Raw genomic sequence first — 26054 nt, 5'->3', positions numbered from 1 at the left:
CATTTGTCTCTATGTCTAAAGCCAATTTGACCCATCATTTCTTAATCGCGGCACCAGAACTGTCAGACCCAAGGTTTGAGCAGGCGCTGATTTATATTTGCCGTCATGATAAACACGGTGCACTTGGTCTGATGGTCAATCGTCCATTAGAGCAGGCACGCGTGGGCAAACTGCTAGAAGATTTAGACATTGAAGTGACGGATGCACAAGTGATGGAAGATGTGGCATTAGAAGGCGGCCCGATGTATCCAGAGGTTGGATTTGTGCTGCATACGGGTCAACCAGAATGGGCATCGTCTTTTGCTATATCAGAGAATGTCTGTATTACTACCAGCCAAGATATCCTCAAGCGTATCGCCGCCGGTCAAGGCGTTGGTCATTATCAGCTGTGCTTGGGTCATGCCAGCTGGGGCAAAAAACAGCTCGATCAAGAGCTTGCTAGTGGCGACTGGCTCGTCTGTCCTGCTGATCTGAATTTATTGTTTGATACGCCATTTGAAGAACGTTGGCAAATCGCCGCTGATAAGATTGGCGTTAACTTTGACTACCTTAGTAGTGATATTGGTCATGCTTAATGATTGGTTATGATGGTTAAATTATCCGTTTAAATAAAACCGTATTTAAATCAAAGCCGCATTCAAATTAAAGCCGTTAAGCCAAATGAATCACGCCCAACAGAAGAATCACGCCCAACAGAAACAGGAAGCGCGCATAATGATTATAGAGTCTGATACTAGCACTGAAATCGAAACTGCTGACACTTCTGTGGTGGAACCAGTTATTAAGCCTCATCTTATTTTGGCGCTCGATTACGGGGTTAAAAAAATGGGGATGGCGCTAGGCAACACCATTACCGAGACTGCGCGTGCCTTTGATATTTTAGCCATGAATAATGGTCAACCGGACTGGGATAATCTGCTAGGTATTATCAAAGTCTGGGGTGTAACAAAAGTGGTGGTGGGGTTGCCGCTTAATATGGATGGTAGCAGCTCAATGCTGTCGAAGCGTGCGCACAAATTTGCCCGTCGCCTAGCGCATCGAGTCATGGAACAGCATCTGCCGGTTGTCGTGAGCCTCTGTGATGAGCGCCTGACCTCAGTAGCGGCGCGTGAGATCGCGTGGGATAACGGTTGGATTAAGCATGAACGCGACCCAATCGATGACATCTCTGCCTGTATTCTGATGTCGACTTACTTTGCTGACCCGAGTAGCAGTATCGCCATCGACGCCATCAAAGCCGATTAAATCAGCGACAAGCCTGCTGTCAAAACAGCGCCAATTTCTGACATATCGTCACTCTACACGGATAAATGCCTGATTATTATGACCACTGTCTCAGACCAATCTCTGCAAAAGAAATCGCAACATGGTTTTGCACCGCTTGCCATCGCCCGTATCAAAGGCGCACAGCGAGCGAATCAAATAGCGATTTATCTTATTTATGCCGCCATTCTCGCCTTTATGGTCTTTGGCACCATTGCCAGTATCAAAGCCTTTCATGACAATCAGCTGCTTTATCAACTTTTCTATAACCTGCCCTATGCCTTGGTTGCGCTCACGATTCCTATTACTATTTATGATGCGCTGGTGATTTATCGTTATCGCTTAAACCAAGCGTCAATGATTGCCATGAGTATTGGCGTCTCGACCATCATATTGGTTGGTGGGTTATTATTCGCTGATACCGCTTGGTTAGGGTTATCCTGCTGGCTAGGTGTGGCGTTTTTATTTAAAGTGAGCTTTAAGCGCTTTTTTAATTTTTTAGAAGTAGAAAAAGACACTGAAATCGCTGAAGAAGCGTAAAGCATACTTATAAATGCCGCAAAAAACTTTCACCTTATATTATCGATTTAAATGACTACTATGAGCACTTTTACCACGCAAACGACGATTAATCATCATTTAGATACTCAAGGGCTGATCTGCCCTGAGCCAGTCATGATGCTGCATCGAACCATCCGTAACGCTGATGCTGGCGAGGTGATTGAAATACTCGCTACCGACCCAGCCACCACTCGTGACATTCCTAATTTCTGCCGTCATTTGGGGCATGAGCTTGTCCAGCAAGAAACGCTGGCTGAAAATGTAGACCTAAGTATCGATCCCGATGAAATAACGGTCGCTGGCGATGAGAATGCGCCAATCAGCGCCACGCTTTATCGTTATTTGGTTAAGAAAAAGAATATTTGAACGCATTCAATTAGCTCTATATAGCATCAAGATATCTTTGCTTTATACCAAACGTACCATTCACAAATTAAAGGTAGATAACGTGTTACCAACCGAAAAACAATATGTGCAGTGGCTCGAAAACAAAGACGGAAACGACACTTTCCATAATGCCCGCTGGTTATCGGAAAGCAATCATCTACCGCCTGCGCGTATTGTATTGGTCGATGACAAAACGACCGCAGATGAGGCCTACCGCTTGGCTTGCGAAGGCACGTCACTGCTGTGGCGTGGTGACTTTCATAATGCCAAGCAATTACTACAAGCCCTCGCTCGGCGCATCGAGCGTACCAATGAGCGCTCCGAGCAGCGCAAAATAAAGAAAGCAGCTAAGTCTACAGCAGAATCTGATTCAGCCAGCTCTAAAGAAATCCCTAACCTATTTCATCAGCAGCGCCAAATCCAAGCTCAACGCTCGCGCATATTAAGCCGTTTGCTACTAGAGCTTGATGCCAATTATGTCAGCCAGCTACGCCGCGCCCCTGATGTCAGTGCGGCCTGCACAGCAGCTTTTGGCCAGTTGGATAAAACGATAGACGAATCATGCGTGCTATCATTTCGTGATTTGCAAGGGGCGCTTGGTGCAGCGCAGTGGCGCGAAAAAGGCGTCCCAATTGAAAGCCTAGGTCTATCGATATTCCCGCATTATGGTGTCTTTGCGCCAACACGGCATGAGTATGTACCGCTACTGCTTGATGCACCACTGCCAAAAATTCATGAGGTTGCTTATGATATCGGTACTGGCACTGGTTTACTCGCCGTTATCTTAGCGCAGCGTGGTGTTCCGCAAGTAATAGCAACGGATTTGAATCCACGTGCTTTGGCTTGTGCCAGTGAAAACTTTACACGCCTACAATTGGCTAACGTACAGTTGCAGCAAGCAGATTTGTATCCGACTGATGCGCCACTCGCCAATCTGATTGTCTGTAATCCACCTTGGTTACCTGCTAAGCCAAGCTCGCCTTTAGAGTACGCCGTCTATGATGCCAATAGCGCGATGCTGCGTGGATTTTTGCAGGGCGCGAAAACTCATTTAGCTAAGCGAGGAGAAGTCTGGTTGATTCTGTCGGATTTGGCGGAACATCTACAGCTACGTACTCGTGATGAGCTATTGGGTTGGTTTGCAGATAGCGGTTTGAAAGTAAAATATCGTCTCGATACCACACCTAAGCATGGTCGCAGCCAAGATGATACTGATCCTCTATATGCAGCGCGTAGTGCGGAAATCACTTCTTTATGGTGCTTAGAACCTGCCTAATATTTAATAATTGAGTATTATTTTATGAGCCATCACTTATGAGTCGCGACCGTGCCGTGCAACAGCGCCAACCCAAGGCGCTGGCAGTAGACGACGAACCAACTTATATCACTGAGTTTCGTCAAGCGATGCTGGCGCGTGGTTTAGCAACACGTACGCGTAATGCTTATGTGCGCGATTTGCGCTCTTGCGAGTTGACCAATCCTATCGCCCTGACCCGCTGGCAGCCTGATGACGTGCTGCACTGCTTATCAACCCTTACCCAAGATGGCAAAACCCCACGTACCCAAGCACGCATGCTCTCAAGCTTGCGTCAGTTTTATCTATGGATGATTGCCAGTAATCTACGCGAAGACAATCCTTGCGAGCGTATCAAAAGCCCTAAACTTGGGCGTCCACTACCAAAGGACTTAAGCGAGGGCGATGTTGATAATCTACTCGCTGCACCCGATACCAGCACCGCGCTGGGACTGCGTGATAAAGCCATGCTAGAAGTGCTATACGCCTGTGGTCTACGTGTCAGCGAGTTGATTAATCTGTCACTAGAGCAAGTGAATCTAAACGCTGGCTGGCTACAAATCACAGGGAAAGGCAATAAAACGCGACTGGTACCATTAGGTGAATATGCCAGTGATGCGCTAGAAGATTATCTGACGCATGCTCGTGGTGATTTGATTGCGCATTTGAAATCTGGCAATTGCCAAGCAGTATTTTTGACTGCGCAAGGTGGCTACATGACGCGGCAGAACTTTTGGTATTTGCTTAAAAAGTACGCCAAAGTTGCCAGTATCGACAAAGAGCTATCACCGCATACGCTACGTCATGCCTTTGCCACGCATCTACTCAATCATGGCGCGGACTTACGTAGCGTGCAGCTATTGCTTGGGCATAGTGATTTATCAACGACGCAGATTTATACCCATGTGGCAACGGCGAGATTGCAGAAGTTGCATGCTGAGCATCATCCGCGCGGTTAAAGTCGAAATTAAAGATTTATTGATGATTGTAAAAGGAATATAACGTGTTGCAAGCTCAGCCATCTACTCTGCCTACCCTAACAAAAGGGCAAAATTCTGCACTCAAAAACCTGACCATCATGGGTTATCTAGAAGGTACTTCTTTTTTATTATTGCTTGGTATCGCCATGCCACTAAAATACATGCTGGGTATTCCTGAAGCGGTAAAATATGTCGGTATGGCGCATGGGGCATTGTTTATTGCCTATATCTTGGTGCTGCTGATTGCAACTAGCAAAATAAAAATGCCGCTGTGGGCAATGCCTGCAGGTGTGCTCGGCTCATTTTTACCATTTGGGCCGTTTATATTTGATCATTTATTAAAGAAGCGTTTGCGAGAGTAAGGTTGATATCATTATTTTGTAAAATTGGAATCATCAAATAATATTCCTAAGTCTTTAAGCCTAATCTCAACTGCTTTTTTTGACACGTTAAAATATCTAGAGAGTCCTACTAGTACGTTGTTTACCATAATTTTGTTGTATTCCTGCTTATCATTGTATAAAAATACTTTCCCCCTAGGTTTTAGACCTAATCTGGTATAAATCTCCAGAAAATGCTCTAAGAAAGACGTTTTAGGCATTAGAATACAAGATGCCAAATAGTTCGCTTGAAACTCTAACTTGCTAATAAATTCGCTTTTGTTTTCACCTTCTCCATTCAGGTCTTCAGTCAACAAGACATCTTTCATCAAATATCTACCATGATCTAACAGGATATGAGAAAGCTCATGCGCTAACGTAAATCTATCTCTATGTAAGTTGTCATCGCTCTGTTTATACAAATAAATTTCTTGTTGAATAAAATCTATTTTCCCAAGTAATTGGTGGTTGTGATCTGTTGCATCTTTAAGAATTGTTATATGAGACAAGGCATCAAGTAGGAGTATTTCATCTAAATTGACTAAACCGTCTGAATAATTAATTTCCATCAATAGGCTTCCGGCTAAATCTTCTAATCCTTCTTTAGGAATGAAAGCTACCTTTTGATTAGAGTTATTAAATGGTTGCCCCATCAAGAATTTTATATAGTCTTCTATTCCAAAGAACCATTGGTTTTGTGCGTACATCATATAAGATAGATTACTTGATTTCGGGAGTTCTCCTTTAACAAAAATACTTTCCATATCGTATTTACTATCAAAATCCTGATATCTATATTTACGATTTAGTATATGCGTCAGTTTTCTTTCACTGTTTAACTTTACGAGTCCTACACCTCTATTTTTTGCTTTATTGAAAGCTCCTTCAGCAAGATTGGAGCTAATCGCCATTATTGGACGTATTTTATAAGTCAGCTCGCCTTCTGAAATATCTCGAATATCATCTAGAAATTTTCCTAGTTGGTCTACACCTACCGCACCTTTATAGTCTTTACATTCGATTAGTAATAAATTGGACATGTTAGGAAGCCCGACGTCTTGATATACCTCTATGGCAATATCAAACTCAATATCTTTTTCTCTATATCTTGAGTAATACCTTTTCTTCCTGAATGCTTTGATATGAGCATTGGGATTTATTATAGTTTTATTATCTTTAATCTCTTTTAAAAATAGTTCATATATCACCTCCTCAAAATCATCGCCTTTTTTTGTAGTATTCATACTTATCCTTGAGACCTTTTATATTCATTCTATAGTAAACCAAATATAGCTCCAATAGACAGATAGACAACGGAAGGTAGCGATAGCAAAAGCATGTGTAGGCTAGGCTTTTAGCATACATATCAATTGTAGGGTGCGCCTCGCGCACCGATGGTAGATATTATCTTGATTAAGAGACGCAAGTTATACCCTACTCTTATACAAACCTCGCTATAATTTCATCAATCCATAGCTGCAAACCCGCCCTTTTCTCGTTACAATACGCATATGATGTGCACGCTGCATAACTGAGCAACGCACCGCCTTTTACCTATCCATTATTCGAGAATCCTATGAGCCATAGACCCCCTGCTGACCTGTTGAAAAGTGCCCAACATTGGCGCGAAGACATTAACTTTCGCCAAGATGTACTAGGCAAGCCGTTTGATTTTTCGACCACGTGGGGTATTTTTTCACCGCAAAAGCTCGATGATGGTAGCTTGATGCTGCTTGATTATGTGGATTTTCAAGCAGATGATGATTCGATTGATTTGGGCTGTGGCTATGGCGTACTCGGTATGACGGCAGCGCGTGAATGTCCAAATGGTCTGCATACATTGATTGATAAAGACTTTATGGCCGTAGAATATGCGCGCCTGAATTGTGAGAAAAACGGTCTGAAAAATGTCGATGTACATTTATCAAACGGCTTTAACCATGTGGCAAAAGACAAAGACTTTAGCCTTGTGATGTCGAACTTGCCAGCCAAAGTGGGCAAAGAGCAGCATTATTTGTACTTCCTCGATGCATATGCCCGTATGCGTAAAGGCGGCCGCTTTTATGTGGTGACAATCAATGGTTTGCGCCAATTTGTGAAACGCTCGTTTACCGAAGTCTTTGGCAATAGCGACAAGGTCAAGCAAGGCAAAACCTATACCATTACGATGGCGACCAAAGACTAGATTTTTGAACATGACACAAATAAGAAGCCCGCTAAAACGATATGTTTTAGCGGACTTCTTTATGGCAAATGATATCTCGCTACATCTGTCGCTTAAGCAAATATCCACCCAATATCGCACTGGCAATGATCGGTAGTAGCACCATCAATAATGGCGAAAATCCAGTCGCCAATGAAACAAAGCCAACCAAGTCTTGCACATAACTAAACAGCAAGCCAAACAATAATGCCACCACGATACGCAAGCCCAAGCTATGCGTCCGCAGTGAGCCAAAGACGAATGAGCAAGCAACGATCACCAACGACAATATCGATAATGGTGATAGCAATTTTTGCCAAAAAGCCAGCTCATGACTCAAAGAGCGTTGACCTTGTTGGCGCATAAACTGACGATGCTCGTACAACTGGGTCAATGACAGATCTTCGGCTTTGCGGGTGAGCAAATATACTGATTCAGGCGCAAAGGGTAGGCTTAAGGTATCTGACGGCGAAATCGCTTGGCTACTCTCAAAGCCTTGATTAATCATCAGCTTGGTCATGTTATTCAACGCCCACTCGTAACGATACTGCTCGCTCGGCTCGCTACTGACCGTATCCAGAGGTTCGCGACCGATATACTGCCCGCCCTCAGCGTGAACAGCCGTTTGTAGATTGCCATTATTGTCTAAATGCCAACGTTTGACCTCGCCGATATTGCCTTGCACATCGGCATAATCGATATACAAAATATCGCTACCATCCGGCTTGGTACGACCAGCTTTTGTATTCTCAAAACGTGGTTGCACTGTCCAATAACCGCGCACCGATGTGACCAACGAGGTACTGTCTTCATCGTTAATCTCTTTTGCCAATTGATTAGAGTGCGGCAGAATAAACTGATTGATGAGCAAGGCGAGCAGTACAAAAATCAAAGCGGGCTGTAATACCCAGCCAACGATGCGATAGACGCTAACGCCAGCGGCGCGCATGACGACCAACTCGCTTTTATTGGCGAGTAAACCCAAGCCGACCACTGCACCGAGCAATGCACCCGTCGGGATAAACTGCTCTAAAAAATAAGGCGATCGATAAAAGATATATTTAATCGCCTCACCCATCGTATAGCTATCATCTAACGAATCCAGCTCAGACAAATAAGAAAATACCAGTTGTAATGCCCACAGACCTATAACCGCTCCGACGATTGCTAGCAAAGCATTCAGTTTGACGTAACGGCTAAGGACTTTTAGATTGGCAGGTTTTTTGGCAAACTTAGCATTCACGTTTTGCGAGTCAGAATTGGGAGATTTAGAGAATAAAGCACTCATGAGGACTGCCCTCCTTGTGAGCCACTGCTTTGATGATCGGCAACTGTTAGAGACCCATTCTCTGGTTTGCGAAAGCGCAATCGGTGCTGCAAACGGCTACCCCAATTCATATAAAGTGCCAATACCATAAATCCTAGAATCAGCCAAGCATACGCCCAAACGCTCACACTACCTTTGCTCACAGCGTTTTTGAGTGAAATGATACCCAGCGCACAGCTGACAAACAATAGAATCGAAGGAAATAGGCGTAACCAACGACCTTGGCGCGGACGTACTTGCGCCAGTGGTACAGCGAGCATCGGTGCAATAATCATCAACCACGGCAAAGCAAAACGGTAGCCAAGCTCACCCTGTGCCGCACGCAGCGCATTCTCACCACCGAACTGAGCACTGCCAGTGGCTGCTTGCCATAACGGTCCGATTGCTTGGGTTTCGATATTGTCTTCGGTGATCACATCTTGTGAGGATTCCGTCAAGGTAATGCGATAGCGATCAAAGCCGACTTGATTATACTTGAGACTGCCCGCGCCGACCTCGTAACGACGCCCTTGAAATAAATCCAATTGGGTCACGCCCTTGTCACCTGTCTGTACTTGCTCAGCTCTTTTGGCCAAAGTAATGGTGTCTTTACTAATGTTTTTATCGCCCTTGCTTATCAGCGCTTGCGGTACATCTGGAATTGCTAATTGTTCTGCGGTTTCAGGATCAATCGTATTATCGACATCCATGGCAGCCGCTTTGGCGTCGCTACCTTTAGCTTTTGGCTCAGACTGGATGAGTATCACATCTTGTAGCTGTTTTTTGTCGTCGCTAAGGCTACCAACATAAAGATGATAATTGCCACTACTGATAAACTCATTGGGGCGAATCAAATCAAAGGCACTGGTAAAGGCTTGCTGCTGCCAAATAGCCTCAGATGAGCGTACGCCCCACGGCTTGCCGACGACTGATAATGCAGCCTCGCCAACGAACAAAGCCAGTATCAAGGGAGTCATCAGCCGAGCCAGCTTGCCGCGTGAGACACCACTGGCATTGATAACCGCCATCTCTTGATCGACATATAAGCGCCCAAACACCAGCATTAAAGCAATAAAAAAAGCCAAGGGCAAAATCAGCTCTAAAAAATACGGCAAGTTATAACCAATGATGGTAAATAATAAGCTGATATCTAGATTGCCTTCTGCGGCAATGCCAAAGTAACGTATCAGACGGCCACCAAGCATCATAACCACCAAAAACCCCAATACCAAAGCGGTGGTTGAGGCAACTTGTTGGGTCATGTAGCGGCGTAATATCACAATAGGTACTCTTTAACAGTGGATATGTGGACGGTGTATCGCGTGCTGACTGACAGAGGCAAGCGCAATAGTATGGTGTTACCAGCGTAATGCTACTCAAATGCCTAGACAGACAAACACTTAAATAGATATCAACGTAAAGGTGCCACTTATAAGTCAAATGATATAAAGATAAGCGATAAACGTAACCGCTAATGCTAGCATATTTTGATAAAAAATGACTGTGAAATGTGTGCTAAAAAATCACCCAAGCCTTGCTGATGACGCATGATTCAGCATGAATAAACACTGGTAGACGTTATCAGTAGTCAATAAATCGCATAAATGATAAAACATGACTGGCTGCGGTATTGCGTCAATTTAATTAGCCAGTGTTTTTACTTTTAGAAAGGTTTGTTTGTCATTCGTATCAAGTCACAAATATGAGTAGCATTAATTGCTAGACTGATTGATTGTCAATACTCATCTCTACCAATAATTATTGGAGCATAAATAAAATGTCTAATCCCTCTACCCTACTTGAGCTGGCTGGTGGCGAATTTGATACCCTTGATTGGTCAAACTGCGCTGTCGTCTTTATTGATTATCAAAACGAATATGTCGATGGCGCCATGCCATTAGGTCAAGCAGGCAGCAAAGCCACTGCAAACGCGCGCCTATTGCTTGATAAAGCCCGTAAACAAGACGTTCCTATCTTTCATATCGCTCATCATGGCGAAGATAATGGCAATGTTTTTGACCCATTGTCTGCTAACGTTGCTATTGTGGACGAGCTAAAACCAATGGATGGCGAAAAAATAATCACCAAAAAGCATCCTAATGCCTTTCATGACACTCAGCTTCAAGCACTTATCTCAGCGACCGGAAAAAAACAGATTATTTTTGCAGGCTTTATGAGTCATATGTGTGTCAGCTCTAGCGTCAGAGCAGCGTTTGATTTAGGCTTTGATAATTTTGTTTGCCATGATGCCTGTGCCACTCGCGCACTTCCTAGTGCTAAAAGAGAAGGCATCAGCGCTGAAGTGATGCACGATACTGCCATGGCGGCCTTGCAAGATAGATTTGCGGCTTTGGTTGCGACTGACGACTTGGTTAATAATTAATGTAATTATTACTGTGCGTAATCGTCATACATTCGATAGTATGGCGGCCGCCTACTTTTAGCTTGTTTTCAGCTCGTTTTCAGCCACTAGCAGACCCGTCGTAGAACGTCCCATACGCCTTAGCAAGATAGCGCAGCAAATTTAAACGAAAACATTACCTAACCCTTGCCGACTGCGCAGCGATTCGCTGATATGCTACACTACAATAATAAGCAATTTAAAAAATAGTGAGACGACATAAGAGTAGTAAAATGCTGATATTGTCTTCATCACTGATTTGCACTTCTAAATTTATAACTCTAATAAGGATAACTATATGAATATTAAATTATCTCAGCACCTGCCAAAAACTCATACTCAAAAAATTCTAAAAAAAGAAGCCAAAAATAAAGACGAGGCCTGCCTAGTCGTCCTAATCGATGACAAAAAAAACATCCTTGCTGAATCGGTGTTGGCAGACTATAGCACCCGTATCGAACAATTGATCGAAGTCTCGCACTTCAACGGTAAAGCTGGCGAAACGGTAGTTGATTATGCGCTAGCGGGTGATAAAAAAACCACTAAGCAAAACCCTATCCAGCTATTATTGGTCGGTGTTGGCAACGTTGATAAGCTCAACAATACAGTCTTGCAAAAAATCACTCAAACCATTTATAGCAGCACACAGAAACGGGTATCCTCTATTACCGTTGCGTTAGGCGACACGCTTGAAGAAAACCAATTTGGTCAGTTTGCCCTCAATCTGTTGGCCGCTACCTATCGTTTTGACAAATACAAATCTGAGCAAAGCACGCCTGCGCTAACTGATATTTATCTACTAGCTGACGAATCACTACAGCCAGCATTAGAATTCGCAGAGTCAGTATTCGCTGGTCAAAGCTTGACTCGCGATGTAGCCAATGAACCAGGTAACATCTGCTTCCCAGCTTACATGGCAGAACAAGCACAAGAGCTAGCAGCAACCTACCCTGACCTATTAACAGTCACGGTACTGGGTGAAGATGAGATGTCAGCGCTGGGCATGAATTGCTTCTTAGCAGTCGCGCAAGGCTCTACCAAAGAAGGTAAGCTGGTACTCATGGAGTATCGCGGTAAGTCAAACTTTAGCGCCGACGCTGGTAAATCCACGACTAGCAGTGCCAAAGTTAGTGGCGGCCTAAAAGCCTTGACTGATAAACTACCCACCAAGGCTGCTAACAAAAAAGCCTCTAGAAAGAACGATGACACTGTGCAAGCAGCAAATGATGACGCGCCTATCGTATTAGTCGGTAAAGGCGTCACGTTTGACTCAGGTGGTATCTCAATCAAGCCCGGTGCGGCGATGGATGAGATGAAATTTGATATGGGTGGTTCAGCGTCTGTACTTGGTACGATAAAAGCTTTATGTGAAGCGCGTCTACCGATCAACGTCGTTGGTGCTCTCGCTTGTGCAGAAAACATGCCATCAGGTGATGCCACGCGCCCAGGCGATATTGTAAAAGCCATGAATGGCAAATCCGTTGAAATCTTAAATACCGATGCGGAAGGTCGCTTAGTATTGGCAGATACTTTATGCTACGTACAGCGTTATCAACCAAAAACTATCATCGATGTCGCCACATTGACCGGCGCTTGCGTAGTTGCACTGGGTCATGTCCGCTCGGCTGTCTTTAGTAATGATGAAGATGTCTTATTTGATTTAGAAAATGCCAGCAACCTATCTGGCGATCTCATCTGGCATATGCCGTTGGATGACGAATATCAAGCACAGATCGACTCGCCTATCGCTGATATGCAAAACATCGGCGGTAAAGGTGCAGGTGCCGTCACTGCTGCTTGCTTCTTGTCGCGCTTCGTCGAAGAAGGTCAAGCATGGGCGCATTTAGACATCGCTGGCACGGCATGGAACTCAGGCAAAGATAAAGCCGCGACTGGTCGCCCTGTACCGCTATTTATGCAATACTTAAAAAACAGCGCTAATATGGTCTAATCCGTTGATGAACAACCAACTTATGAAAACTACTTTATGAAAACCAGTTTATGAAAGTTAGCTTTTATGTATTAAGCGACAGTAAAGCCCAAGATTTCTTGGGCTTTATTTGTCAGTTGACCCAAACGGCACTCAATAAAAGCAGCCAATCGCTGCTCATTCTTGTGGGTGATGACGCAGAATTATCATCGACGCTTGATGAGGCGCTATGGGCACAAGAAGCGACAAGTTTTATACCGCATCAACGCCTTTTAGCCAACAATACTGAAGGCAATGATCCTGATGTTGCTACTAACAAACGATTAGCGCCTGTATTGCTGGGTGCTTATATGCCAGCAGATTTCGACGGTATCGTTATTAATACAACAGCACAGCCCGTCAATGCTTTTATGCAAGCAACCAGCAATGCCCAACCTACCCGTATTCTTGAACTGATTAAACCTGACCCAACGAGTGTTCAAGAAGGTCGGAACAAGTATAAGGCTTATCAACAACTAGGCTATGAGCTGACGCATTTTAAAGTTTAATCTCTAACATCCCTCTCTTTTTAACCCTAAAAAACACTTCCATCTTTCTCATACGATGCTTTTTCTTAGCTCTATACGCCCTCCTATATGCTTAGGCAGGTATGGGTTAGAGGTAGGCGCTTGTCTTAAAAAATGCTACCATCCTTCGATTGGTTTTCCGTTTTTATTATAAATGTCTTATTTACAGTCGAATTATTTCAAAATGGCGACCAAGCAACCGAGCGTACAATGCGTATTTTAAGCAAGGTTAATGCGGTCATCATTTATAAATAATTTGGAGTATTGACTAAATCGAGGATGTATAGATGCGTTCACTAATTGCGATGTACCAGCGTATAGGGCTGGTGCCGCTCATTATTATTGGTTTGATATTAGGCGTACTGATTGGTTGGCTAGCACCAGATACTGGTATAGCACTAGGCTTATTAGGGACGCTATTTGTGGGTGCACTAAAAGCGGTTGCGCCGATACTGGTATTTACTTTAGTCATCGCTGCAATTAGTCAGCATCGTAGCGGCAATGAAGTCTTCGTTAAGCCCGTGCTCATTATGTATATGTTCGGCACTTTTTTGGCCGCCCTGACTGCGGTGGGCGCAAGCTTCTTATTCCCGACCGAGCTGACGTTGGTGAACGCTACTATCGAGCAAGTACCACCAGCGAACTTAAAAGAAGTGTTGACCAATCTGCTGATGAATTTGGTGGCCAATCCTATCAGCGCCATTGCTGAAGCCAACTATATTGGTATCTTGGCATGGGCAATCATCATTGGCTTTGCGCTACGTCAAGCCAGCGATACGGCTCGTACTGTCGTCGGTGATTTCGCGGATGCCATCTCACAAGTGGTGAAATGGGTCATTGCCTTAGCGCCTTTTGGTATCTTAGGCTTGGTTGCCAATACCGTCGCGGAGACAGGCTTTGGCGCGTTGGCTGGTTATGCGCGTATTTTGATGGTGCTCGTCGGTTGTATGCTATTTATCGCCTTGGTCGCCAACCCTATTATTGTGCTTATTAAGACCGGTAAAAACCCTTATCCACTAGTATTCACTTGCCTGCGTGAGTCAGGAATTACGGCTTTCTTTACGCGTAGTTCGGCTGCCAACATTCCCGTCAACATGAACCTTGCACGTAAGCTTGGGCTGCACGAAGATACGTATTCAGTGACGATTCCACTGGGTGCGACCATTAATATGGCAGGCGCGGCGATTACGATCAACGTCTTAACACTTGCAGCGGCGCATACCTTAGGTATCGAAGTAACGTTTGCTTCAGCGCTTCTGCTAAGTTTGGTGGCAACGATTAGTGCTTGCGGTGCGTCTGGTGTCGCTGGTGGTTCGTTACTACTGATTCCATTGGCGGCGAGCTTGTTTAGTATTCCAAACGAAATCGCCATGCAAGTAGTGGCAATTGGCTTTATCATCGGAGTGATACAAGACTCGGCAGAAACAGCACTGAACTCATCGACTGACGTACTATTTACAGCAGCAGCTGATCCAACGTATTCTCGTTAAGCTTTAGCCCGTTATTCATTCTGGCAATAAAAAAGGGTCTGATAAGGCCCTTTTTTGTTGTCTGATCTTTACTGCTAATGCGGCTGCTTTGAGTGTTCAATATCCACTTCAATCACTGGTGCTTGCATATCTAGCTGATGTTTTAATTGGCGGAGTTGCTCCACCTCACCTAATAGCTCTAGTATCAAACCAATTGCTGGCACGCTGGCTTCGAAATCACGACTCAAACGCGATGCGCGGCGTACAATCGTTAGCTGATAGCCAGTAAACTGCTGGCGTTCTGGCACATCATATTCGATGATATTTTCTTCAATCAATTCGATAACCCATTGGCGCTCTTGGCCACAGGCCGATACTAGCTCATCTAAGCTCATGATAATATCGGTAAATTCAGGCGAGTGTTTCATAGCGATTATCCTCGTTTGCTCTTTATTTTATTGTTATCGTATGGTCTTTATCTCTGCTTCGATTTAAGTATTTCTTGGCGGTCATTAACGACTGATATTGGTATCAGAAAAAGCTTGTTTCAGCTGCTCATAAGCTTGGGTAGCGGTTTCGGTACTGATATCAGGGTTGACGATGTTTAAAGTTAAATACAAATCGCCCGCTTGCTTGGCAGGGATGCCCTTGCTTTTTAAGCGCAAATTGCTACCGGATTTGCTGTTTTTAGGAATCGTCACACCAAGCATACCTGCTGGTGTTGTAAGGTTAACTTTTTCACCCAACGCGGCTTCCCATGGGGCGATGTTGACGGTTTGATAAACATCAACACCTTCGATACGAATATTGTCTGCATGACGGATTTTCACTTTTAAAAATAAATCACCGTTTTTACCATTACCGCCGCCAGCCGCACCTTGACCTGTCAAACGAATTTGTTTGCCATCAGTGATGCCTTTAGGGATTTTAATCTTGAGGGTTTTATTTTCGTAATCGACACTGCCATTAGGCTGACGAACCGGAACGTTTAATTTAATACTGTAGTCGTCACCGCTATACACCGAAGACAAATCAACGGTAATCTCTGCATGTTGGTCTTGACCCTTGCTATCTTGTGTCCCAAAACCGCCACCAAATTGGTCAAAGCCACCATTTTGAGAGCGACCACCTGCCTGCCCATTCGTTGAGCCACGTGCACCGCGACCAAATGCAGAAAAGATATCATCGAAGCGAAAGCTACCATCGCCAAACGCTTCACCTTCACCAAACTGGTCTTTGATGTCTTCCCAGCGGAAACCACCTTGCCCGCCGCCCGCTGATTGACCACCAAAACCACTAGCGCCACCTTGACCAGCAAACGGATTGTTTAGCATCGCATCGTATTCAGCGCGCTTGTCTTTATCGCGGATGGTTTCATAAGCGTTATTAATCACAGCAATCTTATTGTCAGCGTCTGGATCGTCACTGACATCAGGATGGAATTGACGGACAAGCTTACGGTATTTTTTCTTGATATCGGCGTCTGAGGCGTCTTTTTTGACCCCTAAAATGTCATAGTAATTTTTCTCTGCCATATTGTTTTTCCTTATCGTATTTATTTCTAATAAATTCAGTTAATACATAATATGGGGATAATGAATGAATATTTAATTTTTCGCCTGCGTCATTATATTGGGGTCTGTTGAAATTCTCGCCAAAAAAATCATGGCGGCAGCGACTAAAACCATCGCAACTTGTTCAACATACCACTTTTGAGATGAAGATACGCCCTAGAATAATATCCCAGTTGATACGCTTTACAAAAATGTAAGAATCTAGCAATTTTTATTTACATCAACTTATGCTCATTTTTTATTAAAAACACAACAGCGCTAAATTATTTCAGTAAATTGATTAAAGATTCAGCCACAGCCGCTATTTTATAAGGGCTAACTACTATAAAAACGTTGCTTAAATCACTGCTAACATCGTCTACAACACAATAGTTTTTCTTTGGATTTCGTGCTTTATTTTGGACTCTAACGGTCCATTTTCTTAATTTTCGATATGTGAATATGTGACCTCTAGCGTTCTTTTACAGAACGGTAAGGATATGACAAGCTATGTATTGTAAAATGAATATAATGTTTATACTCATAGGGAGTATGAATAATATAGGCAAGCTTATCTGTCTATTTTATAAATCGTTTAAAGGTATTAAATGTCTTATTTCATCAAGTCTTTAGTTATCACTTTATCACTACTGCTGACTACCACCGTTTTTGCCGGTAACACCAGCTATTATGGTAATAAGTTTCATGGTAAGCGCACAGCCAGTGGCAGTATCTTCAACATGAACTCCTTGACTGCGGCGCACAGAACGTTGCCATTCGGTACGAAGGTACAAGTGACCAATAGAAAGACAAAGCAGAGCGTGATAGTAAAAATTACGGATAGAGGACCTTTCATCCGAGGACGCATTCTTGATTTATCTAAAGCAGCTGCTGGTAAGATAGACTGTCAACTTTGTACGACCAGTATGAAGATACTCTCTTATGGTGATGGTAGATACCGTAAGGAATAATGTAATGAAAAAGGGAGAGCTAACGCTCTCCCTTTTTTATGTCTGATTTTATCAATTAGCGACCATACAATAAGCCGTTAATTGTGCTAACCGTATTGCTTAACGAGCATTTGCTTCCATTTCCTCTAGCGTGGTCATCGCTAGCAATAGCTTTTCTTCATGGTCGCTGTGCTGCTGCTGTAGCGCGGTTTGCTCATTGAGCAACACTAACAAATCAGACTTTCGGCTGTCTTCATAGAGATCCGTGTTGGCCAATTTTTCTTCTAGAGCAATTAATTGCGCATCAATTTTAGCCAGTGCTTTCTCTGTATTTTCAATTTCACGGCGAATTGGTGCGGTCAACTTACGTTGTTCGGCGGCCAGTTTACGCTGCTCTTCTTTACTAAGCGTAGGCTCAGCGGCTTTGTTTTTTGAGGGTGCATTAGACGCTTTATTGCTGATTTGACTATTATCTGTTTCACGTGAAACAAACTTCTTGCTCTCTTTTTTACTTTTTTTCTTGCCAGTGTTTTTATCTGGTGCATTCTCTTGTTTACGCTTTTCTGCCAGCCACTTGCCATAGTCGCTGATGTCACCATCAAACTCTTCGATAATGCCATCATGTACCAAGAACAGATCATCACAGACGTTCGCAATTAATTCGCGATCATGCGAAACCAGTACCACTGCCCCTTCAAAGCCCTGTAGCGCGATGGTCAACGCTTGGCGCATTTGTAAGTCTAAATGGTTGGTTGGCTCATCAAGGACGAGGACGTTCGGACGTTGCCAAACAATTAATGCTAGCGTCAAACGCGCACGCTCACCACCAGAGAATAATTCACTTGGGGTATCAATGCGCTCTCCACGGAAGTCAAAGCTACCCAAAAACGAACGTAGCATCGCATCAGACGTTTTGCCTGCTAGACGACGCAGCATTTCTATTGGGGTTGCCTTTGCATCAAGAATATCCATTTGATGCTGGTTAAAATAGCCAAGTTTAAGGGTATCAGAGACACGATACGTCCCTGTTAATACGCCAAGCTCGCCGACCAATGCCTTGATAAGTGTTGATTTACCTGCGCCATTCATGCCTAGCAAGCCGAGACGTGTATCCGGCGTCACCTGCACATTGGCATTATGCAGCAGTGGTACGTCGCTATAGCCAATATCTGCTTTAGTCAGCTCAATCAGCGGTGAGCTCATATTTGCTGGCTCATAAAAGCGGAACGAGAACGGGTTGTCCGCCATCATTGGTGACAGCTCAGCCATACGCTCAAGTTGCTTGATACGGCTTTGGGCTTGCTTGGCTTTACTGGCTTTGGCACGGAAACGACGAATAAAGTCATCCAAATGTGCCTTAGTCGCTTCTTGTTTTTCAAATGCTTGCTGCTGCTGCGCCATACGCTCATGACGAGTACGAATAAACTGCTGATAATTACCCGTATAAAGGGTGATTTTTTGTTGTTCCACATGAAGAATATGACCAACCGTCGCATCCAAAAATGCTTGGTCATGCGAGATGACGATCACTAGACCAGTAAACGCATTGATCCACGTTTCTAGCCAAAGGATCGCATCCAAATCCAAATGGTTGGTTGGCTCATCGAGTAACATAAGATCAGCACGGCTCATCAGGGTTTTGGCAAGGTTCAAACGCATACGCCAGCCGCCCGAAAACCCTTCTACCGGTAGCTCATGCTGGCTCGTATTAAAGCCAAGACCTGCCATGATTTGCGCGGCTTTGGTCGGTGTGCGATACCCATCAATTTCGTCGAACTGCTGATGCAACACCCCAATCTGCTCATCACTAACACTGCTCAAATCATTCAAAGAGGCATTAATCTCATACCATTGCTCATCACCGCTCAATACATAATCAATCGCAGACTGGCTACTTGCACCAACTTCCTGTGCCATATGCGCCACATGCCAGCTATCAGGGATGCTCACTTCGCCCCTATCAAGTGTGACCTCGGTATCGCCAGTGCCCATTCGAGTCAGCAGTAAAGCAAACAAGGTCGATTTACCAGTACCGTTGTTGCCCGTTAAGCCAACTTTGTGGCCCGGATGGAGCTGGAAGCTTGCACCTGCAAACAATTCACGACCATCACGGCGAACACCAACGTCTTTAAATTCGATCATATAATTTCTTCATCTCAACAGTAATATAAAATATAAGGCAATAAGAAAAACACACATCTGGCATGCTGACTGGCGGCTATTATTTCAAACGCTTGCCCTATAGGCAAACGATTAAATAACTATTTCAAAACCAATCAGTTATTATACTAAAAAAGCCTGTCATAAAACCCGCGTTGACGACTGTCACTCTTGACAAACGAATCGTCACCCCCATTATGATATACTGCCAAAAGATTAATGCCAGCAGACTATTAATATAGTAGTAGCCCGAATAGTAGTAGCCCAAATACCAACCTTATAATATTGCAACGACTTTGCCATAACGACAGCACCCAATCGAATCAAACGCCGCGCGTATCTTTATTTGCAACGATGTCAGTTGCAAACCCAAACAGGACGACGACCGCATTTGATCCTAGCAACTGAGGTAGATATGAACGAATCAGCCAACCAATTTAGCCCAAGCTCAAGCCAGCCAGTAGATCCAACGATATTAAGCCTAACTGATAGTGCCGCACAAAAAGTACGTCGCCTACGTGAAGAAGAAGGTGATAGCGATCTTATGCTACGCGTCTATGTGACTGGCGGTGGCTGCTCAGGTTTTTCTTACGGCTTTAATTTCGCCAATGAGTTGAATGAAGATGATGCCAACTTTGACAATGACGATGTAACCTTGGTTGTCGATTCGCTGAGTTATCAGTATCTGCAAGGCTCTACCGTTGACTATACCGAAGGATTAGAAGGCGCACGTTTTGTCGTGACCAATCCAAATGCAACCACGACTTGCGGCTGTGGTTCGTCATTCTCTATTTAATCTGAATAGACTGTAGCACTATGTTAAATAGCCCAGAATATGACAGTCGAAGCATCTATCTCTCGGGTAGATGCTTTTTTTATAAAGACCTAGTAGTAATAACCAAGCTATATTATTGACCAGTTTGCCCAAAAAAAAGTGCCGAAATCCAGACAAATCACTTCGCTTAAAGCTTATTGTATTTGTAATTGTCCGTGGTTTTCAGGGCCGCTTTGAGCTAAACTGACGTCATTATCAACCTAAATACCCACCTCTTTGATGGTCATACACCAGTCGTGTTTTGAGCCGCCATAACAAATAACAATAGATGACTATTATGAGTAATTTTGTGCCTAGCTTTGTTAGCTTTGAAATCCCCAATTGGTTTGATACTCAGCATTTAACGGGTATGCTCCGCGGTATCGAAAAAGAGGGCTTACGCGTTAAGCCTGATGGTTTTTTGGCACAGACCCCGCATCCAGCCAAATTGGGCTCAAAACTCACCCATCCGTTTATCACCACTGATTATTCAGAGAGCTTGCTTGAGCTTATCACCGACCCAAAAGCCACCCCAAAAGAGACGCTAAACATGCTGCGTCAGCTGCACGTATTGGTGTATCAAGGTATGCCTGAGGGTGAGCTGATGTGGCCACTGTCTATGCCATGTATGCTGTCGTCCAAAGATGAAGATATCCCGCTGGCGAATTATGGCAGCTCTAACACTGGTAAGCTGAAAACCCTATATCGCAGTGGTCTAGGCATCCGTTATGGTCGCCGCATGCAGACCATCGCTGGCCTACATTACAACTTATCTTTTGGTGATGGTCTGTTTGAAGCGTGGCAAGCGAAAGCACCCGCCGCCCCAACCCAAACGTTGACAGATTTCAAGAACGAGAAATATTTAGGGCTTATTCGCAACTTCAAGCGTTTGACCAGTCTGGTACTGTATTTGCTAGGTGCCAGTCCAAGTGTGTGTCCTTGCTTTATATCAGGGCGCGAGCACGATTTGGAGCTGCTGAACGATTCAACCTATTATAAGCCTGCCGCTACTAGCCTACGTATGGGCAAGCTTGGCTATACCAATAGTGTGCAAGAACACCTCGATATCCGCTATAACTATCTACCAGAATATGTCGCTGGACTGCGCCGTGCGATTCAAACGCCACATGAGAGCTTTAAGAAGCTTGGTTTAAATGACGCTGATGGCAATCCTATTCAAATCAATAATCATATTCTGCAAATAGAAAATGAATACTATAGCCCGATACGTCCTAAACAAATTGCGATGAGTGGCGAGACCCCTACCGAGGCACTTGAGCGTCGCGGGATTGCTTACGTCGAGTTCCGCGCCATCGATCTTGATCCGTATAGCGATATCGGTATCCGTCTATCTAGCGCTTGTTTTTTAGAAGTGATGGCGCTGTATTGCTTGCTAAATGATTCGCCTGAATTGATGCCTGAAGAGGAAGAAGCTTTGGCCATCAATCTTGAGCGCGTGGTCAATGAAGGTCGCCGTGACAATTTGCACATCATTAACAATGGTGCGGAGCAGTCACTAGAGAGCTGGATGCTGATGCACTTGGGTCGTATGCAACCACTAGCAGCCCTACTCGATGCGCATTATGGTGGCAATGATTACCGTGCGGCGGTGGCGTTGATGCAAGGCAAAGCGGGACATTCTGAGTCGACTATATCGGCGCAAGTAAACTCTGATAGCAAACGTCTAGGCAGTTTATGGCAGCTGGGCTTTACCCTAGCGCAGCAACATCGTGACTCTCTATTGCAGCAAACCCTTAGCCCCAATACCCAAGCCAAATATGAAGTATTGGCTGAAAAATCAATACTACAGCAAGCAGAGATTGAAGTGGCTGAAACAGAAGACTTTATGGACTTCTTACAACAGTACCGCTAATTAACCTTTGTTATTGTTGATAGTGTTTTATTGATTATATTATAAGAGTACTCGACCAATGCAACAGCTAACCACTTATCGTAACTTGCAAGTATTTTTAGTATTAATGGCAGTGATAGGAATGAGTTTTGCGCTGTTCTATTTACAGCGCCATCTGGGTCTATCACCTTGCCCACTTTGTATTTTTCAACGTGTTGGCCTCATAGTAATGGGCGGTTTTGCCTTAATATCAGCACTGTTTAATCCAAAATCTAAAGTGGTAAGACTCATATTATGGCTTGGTAGCTTAGCAGGTATTGGCTGGGCGACTGCGGTTGCTGCGCGTCATGTCTGGTTACAGCATCTACCTGCCGATCAAGTCCCTTCGTGTGGTCCAGGTCTGAACTATTGGATGGATACCCTTCCTATTCTGCAAGTGTTTAAAGAGGTTTTTGCAGGCTCTGGCGAATGCGCCTCTGTCGACTGGACACTTATGGGCTTAAGTATTCCTGAGCAATCACTGATTCTTTTTAGTATTCTATTAATCGTACACGTACTGATATTGTGGCGTATCATCCGCCCTACCGCATCTGTTCGTCGTGCTTAATGATAACTGAAGCGGTTGACGGTTCAATAAAACGGTAACCCTCTATCTTTTCATAAAATGGCAACTCTCTAGATATAGAGGTTTGCTATTTTTTTTATTCTTTCTTTATCGTCATTACTAATTCTAAACGCCCTTGTTTACTGCATTCACTATCCCTTCATCCCACTTATCCTCTTTATCATACCGTTTGATAACAAAAAGTCCACATAGGCATCTGTGATGCTTTGATATTGTATGAAAGCTTATGTGCACAGTTGGCATAAGGATATGCTTTGGCTATCCTATCATTAACTGCAAGCCATTGCCTAATAAGTACCATGTCTAATAAGTTAAATATCTAGGGCGTGTCTTCATTTCAAAAATGGTGATAAAAATGAGATAAATTGCCGTCAAACAAGAAAAATAGCGCAGATAATATCGGGATATTAACCAGCTATTTGACGATGTTTGGCAAGATTTAGCCATTTTTAGCCCATTTAGATGACTATCGAGTGAATTTAAGACACGCCCTAATAAGCTTGACCCTATTACTGATCGATACCAACCGATAAACGCATACTATCAGCGCCTAATGCTGATTTAGTCTCGGTAAGCTTGTCCGCTTTTGTCCCTGATAATAGCGCCAAATCGATCTTAACTGACAATACTCGTAACGTTTCTAGAATCTATATTAAAAACTGTTTTTGGTATGCCATGATATATCTTACGTCTATTTTCTCTACTACTTCTAAAACCATAAGACACTCTGGTCGACTGCTGTTAGCGGTGCCCTTTTGTTTGCTACTTCTCGGTTGCGACAGTTCTTCGTCTACGACTAATAAAGGGGTGAGCACTAAAGTTGCCCCCGTCGATAATGCGGAGCGCTCTGATCTGCAAGGGGTCGCAGATGACTCGCAAGACAATAGGCAAGCGAATGCTGATGCGCTGGCTAATGCAGATACTGGACAATCCCTTATTAGCGCCGCACAGCCCACTGATGACACGCATGCACGTAGCGTACCAATGATCTCAGAGTCAAATAATGATAGTGCGCTACAAGCTACATTGATGGGCGATTATGGTGGTATGGTTCCTTGCTCGTCTTGCGATAATATCGACATTACTTTGAACTTGTTTGCTGATGGCTCAGTACTAAAAAAGAGCCTCTATAACAATGCTGAGCCACCGCGCCAGCCACTGCTTGAGTCGGGTATCTATAGACAAGACAATGATACGATTACGATTGTTTATGAAAGCAAGAATATCGAAACTTACCATATCCAAGACAACCATTTGGTGATGATAGATGAGTATAAAAAACCTGACAACGACTACACGCTGTCACGCAAATAAAAAAGCAGTGGGACAAAATATTTAGGGTATGTTGAACAGCCATAAATAGGCGCTTTTAATACCATCGTCGAAGGATCAAACACACCCTAATATAGCGGCATCCAATGATGCTAAATAAGCCAAGCCATCCGTTGAATGACGCCTATCTATCGGGCGTTTTTTATTGGTCATCCAACAGTGTTTACTTTACAATAAGCCCTTGTCTGCCCTCCTTACTGGTTGGCAATTACTTTTAGTTCTTGCTACAGCAATATAACCAGTAATAGCGACATTCAGGTTAAGTGTGTCCTAAAAAGCCACGGTTGATATCGGTAATTTTTGGGATAATACTGTATTTTTATTCTTTTCATTTAAGCTCGCACGGAACATCTATGCATATTCATATTCTTGGTATTTGTGGTACTTTTATGGGCTCGTTGGCCTTGTTGGCGCGCGAGCTTGGACATACGGTCACAGGCTCAGATGCCAATGTCTATCCGCCGATGTCCACCCAACTTGAAAACGCGGGCGTGACCATTGAGCAAGGCTATCTGGTAGCGCATTTGCAACCAGCGCCAGATTTGGTCGTCGTTGGTAATGCCATGAAGCGCGGCATGGATGTCATCGAATATATGCTGGACACAGGTCTACGCTATACTTCAGGGCCGCAGTTTTTATCTGAGCAGGTATTGCAATCGCGTCATGTGATAGCTGTTGCCGGTACTCACGGCAAAACCACGACGACGACCATGCTCGCTTGGATATTACATTATGCAGGTATCGACACTGGGTTTTTAATCGGCGGTGTGCCACTTGTCGATACCACTGATGAGCGTTTACAGCAGGTCTTCTCTCACAGCAGTTATTTGGGCGCTGACAAAATTGATAATGACGATTCGGCAAATACTGGCTATTTTGTCATTGAAGCAGATGAATATGACTCTGCATTTTTTGATAAGCGTTCAAAGTTCGTTCATTACCGCCCGCGTACGGCTATTTTAAATAACCTTGAATTTGACCATGCGGATATTTTTGCGGATCTCAATGCTATTCAGACCCAATTTCATCATATGGTGCGCATGATTCCGAGCACTGGTAAAATCATTATGCCGACAGCGACTGCTAGCTTAGAGGATACGTTGGCAAAAGGCGTTTGGACACCCGTTTGGCGAACCACCGTGCTCGATTCAGCAGCAAACGCTATCAATGTAGAAGATGAGCATTTAGACAATAACAGCGAGTGGCAGGCTGAGCTTATCAGCGAAGATGGTGGTCAATTTAGCGTAAGTTTTGTTGCTGACGCTGCTAATAAAGACGCCACGGGAGTCGTCGATTGGTCGATGAGCGGTATGCATAACGTGAATAATGCGCTGGTGGCTGTTGCGGCAGCTTATAATGTTGGTGTGTGTGTCAAAACGGCTTGCGCTGCATTGTCTGCCTTTGCTGGTATTAAACGTCGCATGGAGCTGATCGGTGAGGTAAATGACATCTTAGTCTTTGACGATTTCGCTCATCATCCCACTGCCATTACTACTACTTTAGATGGTGCCAAAAAGAAACTGGCGAATAGACGTATTTGGGCCATCATTGAGCCACGTAGTAACACCATGAAAATGGGCATTCATCAAGACAGCTTGGCTGAGTCTGCTGCCCTCGCCGACTATACACTGTGGTATGAGCCGACAGGACTAGAATGGGGTCTAAAAGACGTTATTGATAAGGCCACTGCTACAAACTCCACTATGAGCAACCAACAAGTGCTCTCTAGTGTCGATGCCATTATCGAACATATCGACACGCATGCAACAGCTGGTGACGCCATTGTGATTATGTCTAATGGTGGTTTTGAAGGTATTCATCAACGCTTGTTAACTACGCTACATAACAAAGCCACGTAAAAAAGCTATGTAAAAAGGCCACGTAACAAGGCTATGTAAAATGTATCAATGTGCTAATTGATGACACGCCCTAGCTAGTGCAGATTTGGTTTTGAATAAGAGCGTTGCTTATTATGAATGAGCAACGCTTTTTTATTATCAGATTCTTTGATTACTTTGGAATGTCTCA

General features: G+C 44.0%; 24 protein-coding genes. 18 read left to right on the top strand and 6 right to left on the bottom strand.

Going from position 1 to position 26054, the window contains the following annotated elements; translation table 11 throughout:
* Window positions 1-11 precede the first annotated feature (11 nt).
* The 7 genes from JMY08_RS01530 to JMY08_RS01500 all read left to right on the top strand — a co-directional run bounded on the left by JMY08_RS01530 (window position 12) and on the right by JMY08_RS01500 (window position 4847).
* The gene (locus JMY08_RS01530; protein WP_010197721.1) at window positions 12-575 is read left to right on the top strand and encodes a YqgE/AlgH family protein; all 564 of its coding nucleotides are present in this window, start codon (window positions 12-14) and stop codon (window positions 573-575) included.
* A gap of 139 nt (window positions 576-714) precedes the next feature.
* Window positions 715-1245: a Holliday junction resolvase RuvX gene (gene ruvX, locus JMY08_RS01525; protein WP_201589663.1), complete on the top strand. Its 531-nt coding sequence runs from the start codon at window positions 715-717 to the stop codon at window positions 1243-1245.
* 78 nt (window positions 1246-1323) lie between these two features.
* On the top strand, window positions 1324-1803 hold the full coding sequence (locus tag JMY08_RS01520) for a hypothetical protein (protein ID WP_201589223.1): 480 nt from the start codon (window positions 1324-1326) through the stop codon (window positions 1801-1803).
* Window positions 1804-1863: 60 nt separating this feature from the next.
* Window positions 1864-2190, top strand: a complete 327-nt coding sequence (gene tusA, locus JMY08_RS01515; RefSeq protein WP_201589220.1) for a sulfurtransferase TusA — start codon at window positions 1864-1866, stop codon at window positions 2188-2190.
* Window positions 2191-2272: 82 nt separating this feature from the next.
* Entirely contained in the window at window positions 2273-3487 is a 1215-nt protein-coding gene (locus JMY08_RS01510) for a methyltransferase (RefSeq protein WP_201589217.1), read from the top strand.
* A 38-nt stretch (window positions 3488-3525) separates the two neighbouring features.
* Complete coding sequence (gene xerD, locus JMY08_RS01505; protein ID WP_010197715.1) at window positions 3526-4464, top strand: site-specific tyrosine recombinase XerD; 939 nt, start codon at window positions 3526-3528, stop codon at window positions 4462-4464.
* Window positions 4465-4508: 44 nt separating this feature from the next.
* A complete protein-coding gene (locus JMY08_RS01500; protein WP_201589214.1) occupies window positions 4509-4847 on the top strand; it encodes a DUF3817 domain-containing protein in 339 nt (112 codons plus the stop codon).
* An 11-nt stretch (window positions 4848-4858) separates the two neighbouring features.
* Here the strand turns inward: JMY08_RS01500 and JMY08_RS01495 are convergent, their stop codons facing one another.
* On the bottom strand, window positions 4859-6109 hold the full coding sequence (locus tag JMY08_RS01495) for an ImmA/IrrE family metallo-endopeptidase (RefSeq protein WP_201589211.1): 1251 nt from the start codon (window positions 6107-6109) through the stop codon (window positions 4859-4861).
* 332 nt (window positions 6110-6441) lie between these two features.
* Here JMY08_RS01495 and JMY08_RS01490 point away from each other — a divergent pair, with 332 nt between their 5' ends.
* A complete protein-coding gene (locus JMY08_RS01490; RefSeq protein ID WP_201589196.1) occupies window positions 6442-7050 on the top strand; it encodes a class I SAM-dependent methyltransferase in 609 nt (202 codons plus the stop codon).
* Window positions 7051-7129: 79 nt separating this feature from the next.
* Here the strand turns inward: JMY08_RS01490 and lptG are convergent, their stop codons facing one another.
* Together lptG and JMY08_RS01480 are read right to left on the bottom strand one after the other, a co-directional pair.
* Window positions 7130-8356, bottom strand: a complete 1227-nt coding sequence (lptG, locus tag JMY08_RS01485; protein WP_201589194.1) for an LPS export ABC transporter permease LptG — start codon at window positions 8354-8356, stop codon at window positions 7130-7132.
* Entirely contained in the window at window positions 8353-9636 is a 1284-nt protein-coding gene (locus tag JMY08_RS01480; protein ID WP_201589191.1) for an LPS export ABC transporter permease LptF, read from the bottom strand. Before JMY08_RS01480 ends, lptG begins: the two co-directional genes overlap by 4 nt.
* Before the next feature lie 515 nt (window positions 9637-10151).
* On the opposite strand from JMY08_RS01480, the gene JMY08_RS01475 reads away from it, so the two are divergent.
* From JMY08_RS01475 to sstT, 4 genes are all read left to right on the top strand, one after another.
* On the top strand, window positions 10152-10757 hold the full coding sequence (locus JMY08_RS01475; RefSeq protein ID WP_201589188.1) for a cysteine hydrolase family protein: 606 nt from the start codon (window positions 10152-10154) through the stop codon (window positions 10755-10757).
* 316 nt (window positions 10758-11073) lie between these two features.
* Window positions 11074-12726, top strand: a complete 1653-nt coding sequence (locus JMY08_RS01470) for a leucyl aminopeptidase (protein ID WP_201589185.1) — start codon at window positions 11074-11076, stop codon at window positions 12724-12726.
* A gap of 50 nt (window positions 12727-12776) precedes the next feature.
* A complete protein-coding gene (locus JMY08_RS01465) occupies window positions 12777-13253 on the top strand; it encodes a DNA polymerase III subunit chi (RefSeq protein ID WP_201589182.1) in 477 nt (158 codons plus the stop codon).
* A gap of 305 nt (window positions 13254-13558) precedes the next feature.
* Window positions 13559-14761, top strand: a complete 1203-nt coding sequence (gene sstT, locus JMY08_RS01460) for a serine/threonine transporter SstT (protein WP_010197705.1) — start codon at window positions 13559-13561, stop codon at window positions 14759-14761.
* A 74-nt stretch (window positions 14762-14835) separates the two neighbouring features.
* Here the strand turns inward: sstT and JMY08_RS01455 are convergent, their stop codons facing one another.
* Together JMY08_RS01455 and JMY08_RS01450 are read right to left on the bottom strand one after the other, a co-directional pair.
* Window positions 14836-15168 carry a chaperone modulator CbpM gene (locus tag JMY08_RS01455; protein WP_201589179.1) on the bottom strand — a complete coding sequence of 111 codons (333 nt, stop codon included), beginning with the start codon at window positions 15166-15168 and terminating at the stop codon, window positions 14836-14838.
* An 84-nt stretch (window positions 15169-15252) separates the two neighbouring features.
* Window positions 15253-16275 carry a DnaJ C-terminal domain-containing protein gene (locus JMY08_RS01450; protein ID WP_201589176.1) on the bottom strand — a complete coding sequence of 341 codons (1023 nt, stop codon included), beginning with the start codon at window positions 16273-16275 and terminating at the stop codon, window positions 15253-15255.
* A gap of 626 nt (window positions 16276-16901) precedes the next feature.
* On the opposite strand from JMY08_RS01450, the gene JMY08_RS01445 reads away from it, so the two are divergent.
* Window positions 16902-17264, top strand: coding sequence for a septal ring lytic transglycosylase RlpA family protein (locus tag JMY08_RS01445; RefSeq protein WP_189583719.1), 363 nt, complete (start codon window positions 16902-16904; stop codon window positions 17262-17264).
* A gap of 99 nt (window positions 17265-17363) precedes the next feature.
* Here JMY08_RS01445 and JMY08_RS01440 read toward each other — a convergent pair whose 3' ends face one another.
* A complete protein-coding gene (locus JMY08_RS01440; protein ID WP_189583734.1) occupies window positions 17364-19385 on the bottom strand; it encodes an ABC-F family ATP-binding cassette domain-containing protein in 2022 nt (673 codons plus the stop codon).
* A 433-nt stretch (window positions 19386-19818) separates the two neighbouring features.
* Between JMY08_RS01440 and erpA the strand changes: the two genes are divergently transcribed.
* The 5 genes from erpA to mpl all read left to right on the top strand — a co-directional run bounded on the left by erpA (window position 19819) and on the right by mpl (window position 25885).
* The gene (gene erpA / locus JMY08_RS01435; RefSeq protein ID WP_227669969.1) at window positions 19819-20199 is read left to right on the top strand and encodes an iron-sulfur cluster insertion protein ErpA; all 381 of its coding nucleotides are present in this window, start codon (window positions 19819-19821) and stop codon (window positions 20197-20199) included.
* 316 nt (window positions 20200-20515) lie between these two features.
* Window positions 20516-22090, top strand: a complete 1575-nt coding sequence (gene gshA, locus JMY08_RS01430; protein WP_201589162.1) for a glutamate--cysteine ligase — start codon at window positions 20516-20518, stop codon at window positions 22088-22090.
* A 58-nt stretch (window positions 22091-22148) separates the two neighbouring features.
* Complete coding sequence (locus JMY08_RS01425; protein WP_201589159.1) at window positions 22149-22676, top strand: disulfide bond formation protein B; 528 nt, start codon at window positions 22149-22151, stop codon at window positions 22674-22676.
* Between the two features lie 825 nt (window positions 22677-23501).
* Entirely contained in the window at window positions 23502-24008 is a 507-nt protein-coding gene (locus JMY08_RS01420) for a copper resistance protein NlpE N-terminal domain-containing protein (RefSeq protein WP_227679561.1), read from the top strand.
* A 371-nt stretch (window positions 24009-24379) separates the two neighbouring features.
* Window positions 24380-25885 (top strand): UDP-N-acetylmuramate:L-alanyl-gamma-D-glutamyl-meso-diaminopimelate ligase, encoded by a 1506-nt coding sequence (mpl, locus tag JMY08_RS01415; RefSeq protein ID WP_201589138.1) that lies wholly within the window; start codon window positions 24380-24382, stop codon window positions 25883-25885.
* Window positions 25886-26054: the final 169 nt, after the last annotated feature.

This window comes from Psychrobacter sp. Pi2-51 (assembly GCF_904846665.1).
Taxonomy (GTDB): Bacteria; Pseudomonadota; Gammaproteobacteria; order Pseudomonadales; family Moraxellaceae; genus Psychrobacter; species Psychrobacter glaciei.
The sequence above is the reverse complement of the archived record's forward strand: the minus strand, read 5'-3'. Positions and strand labels throughout refer to the sequence as shown.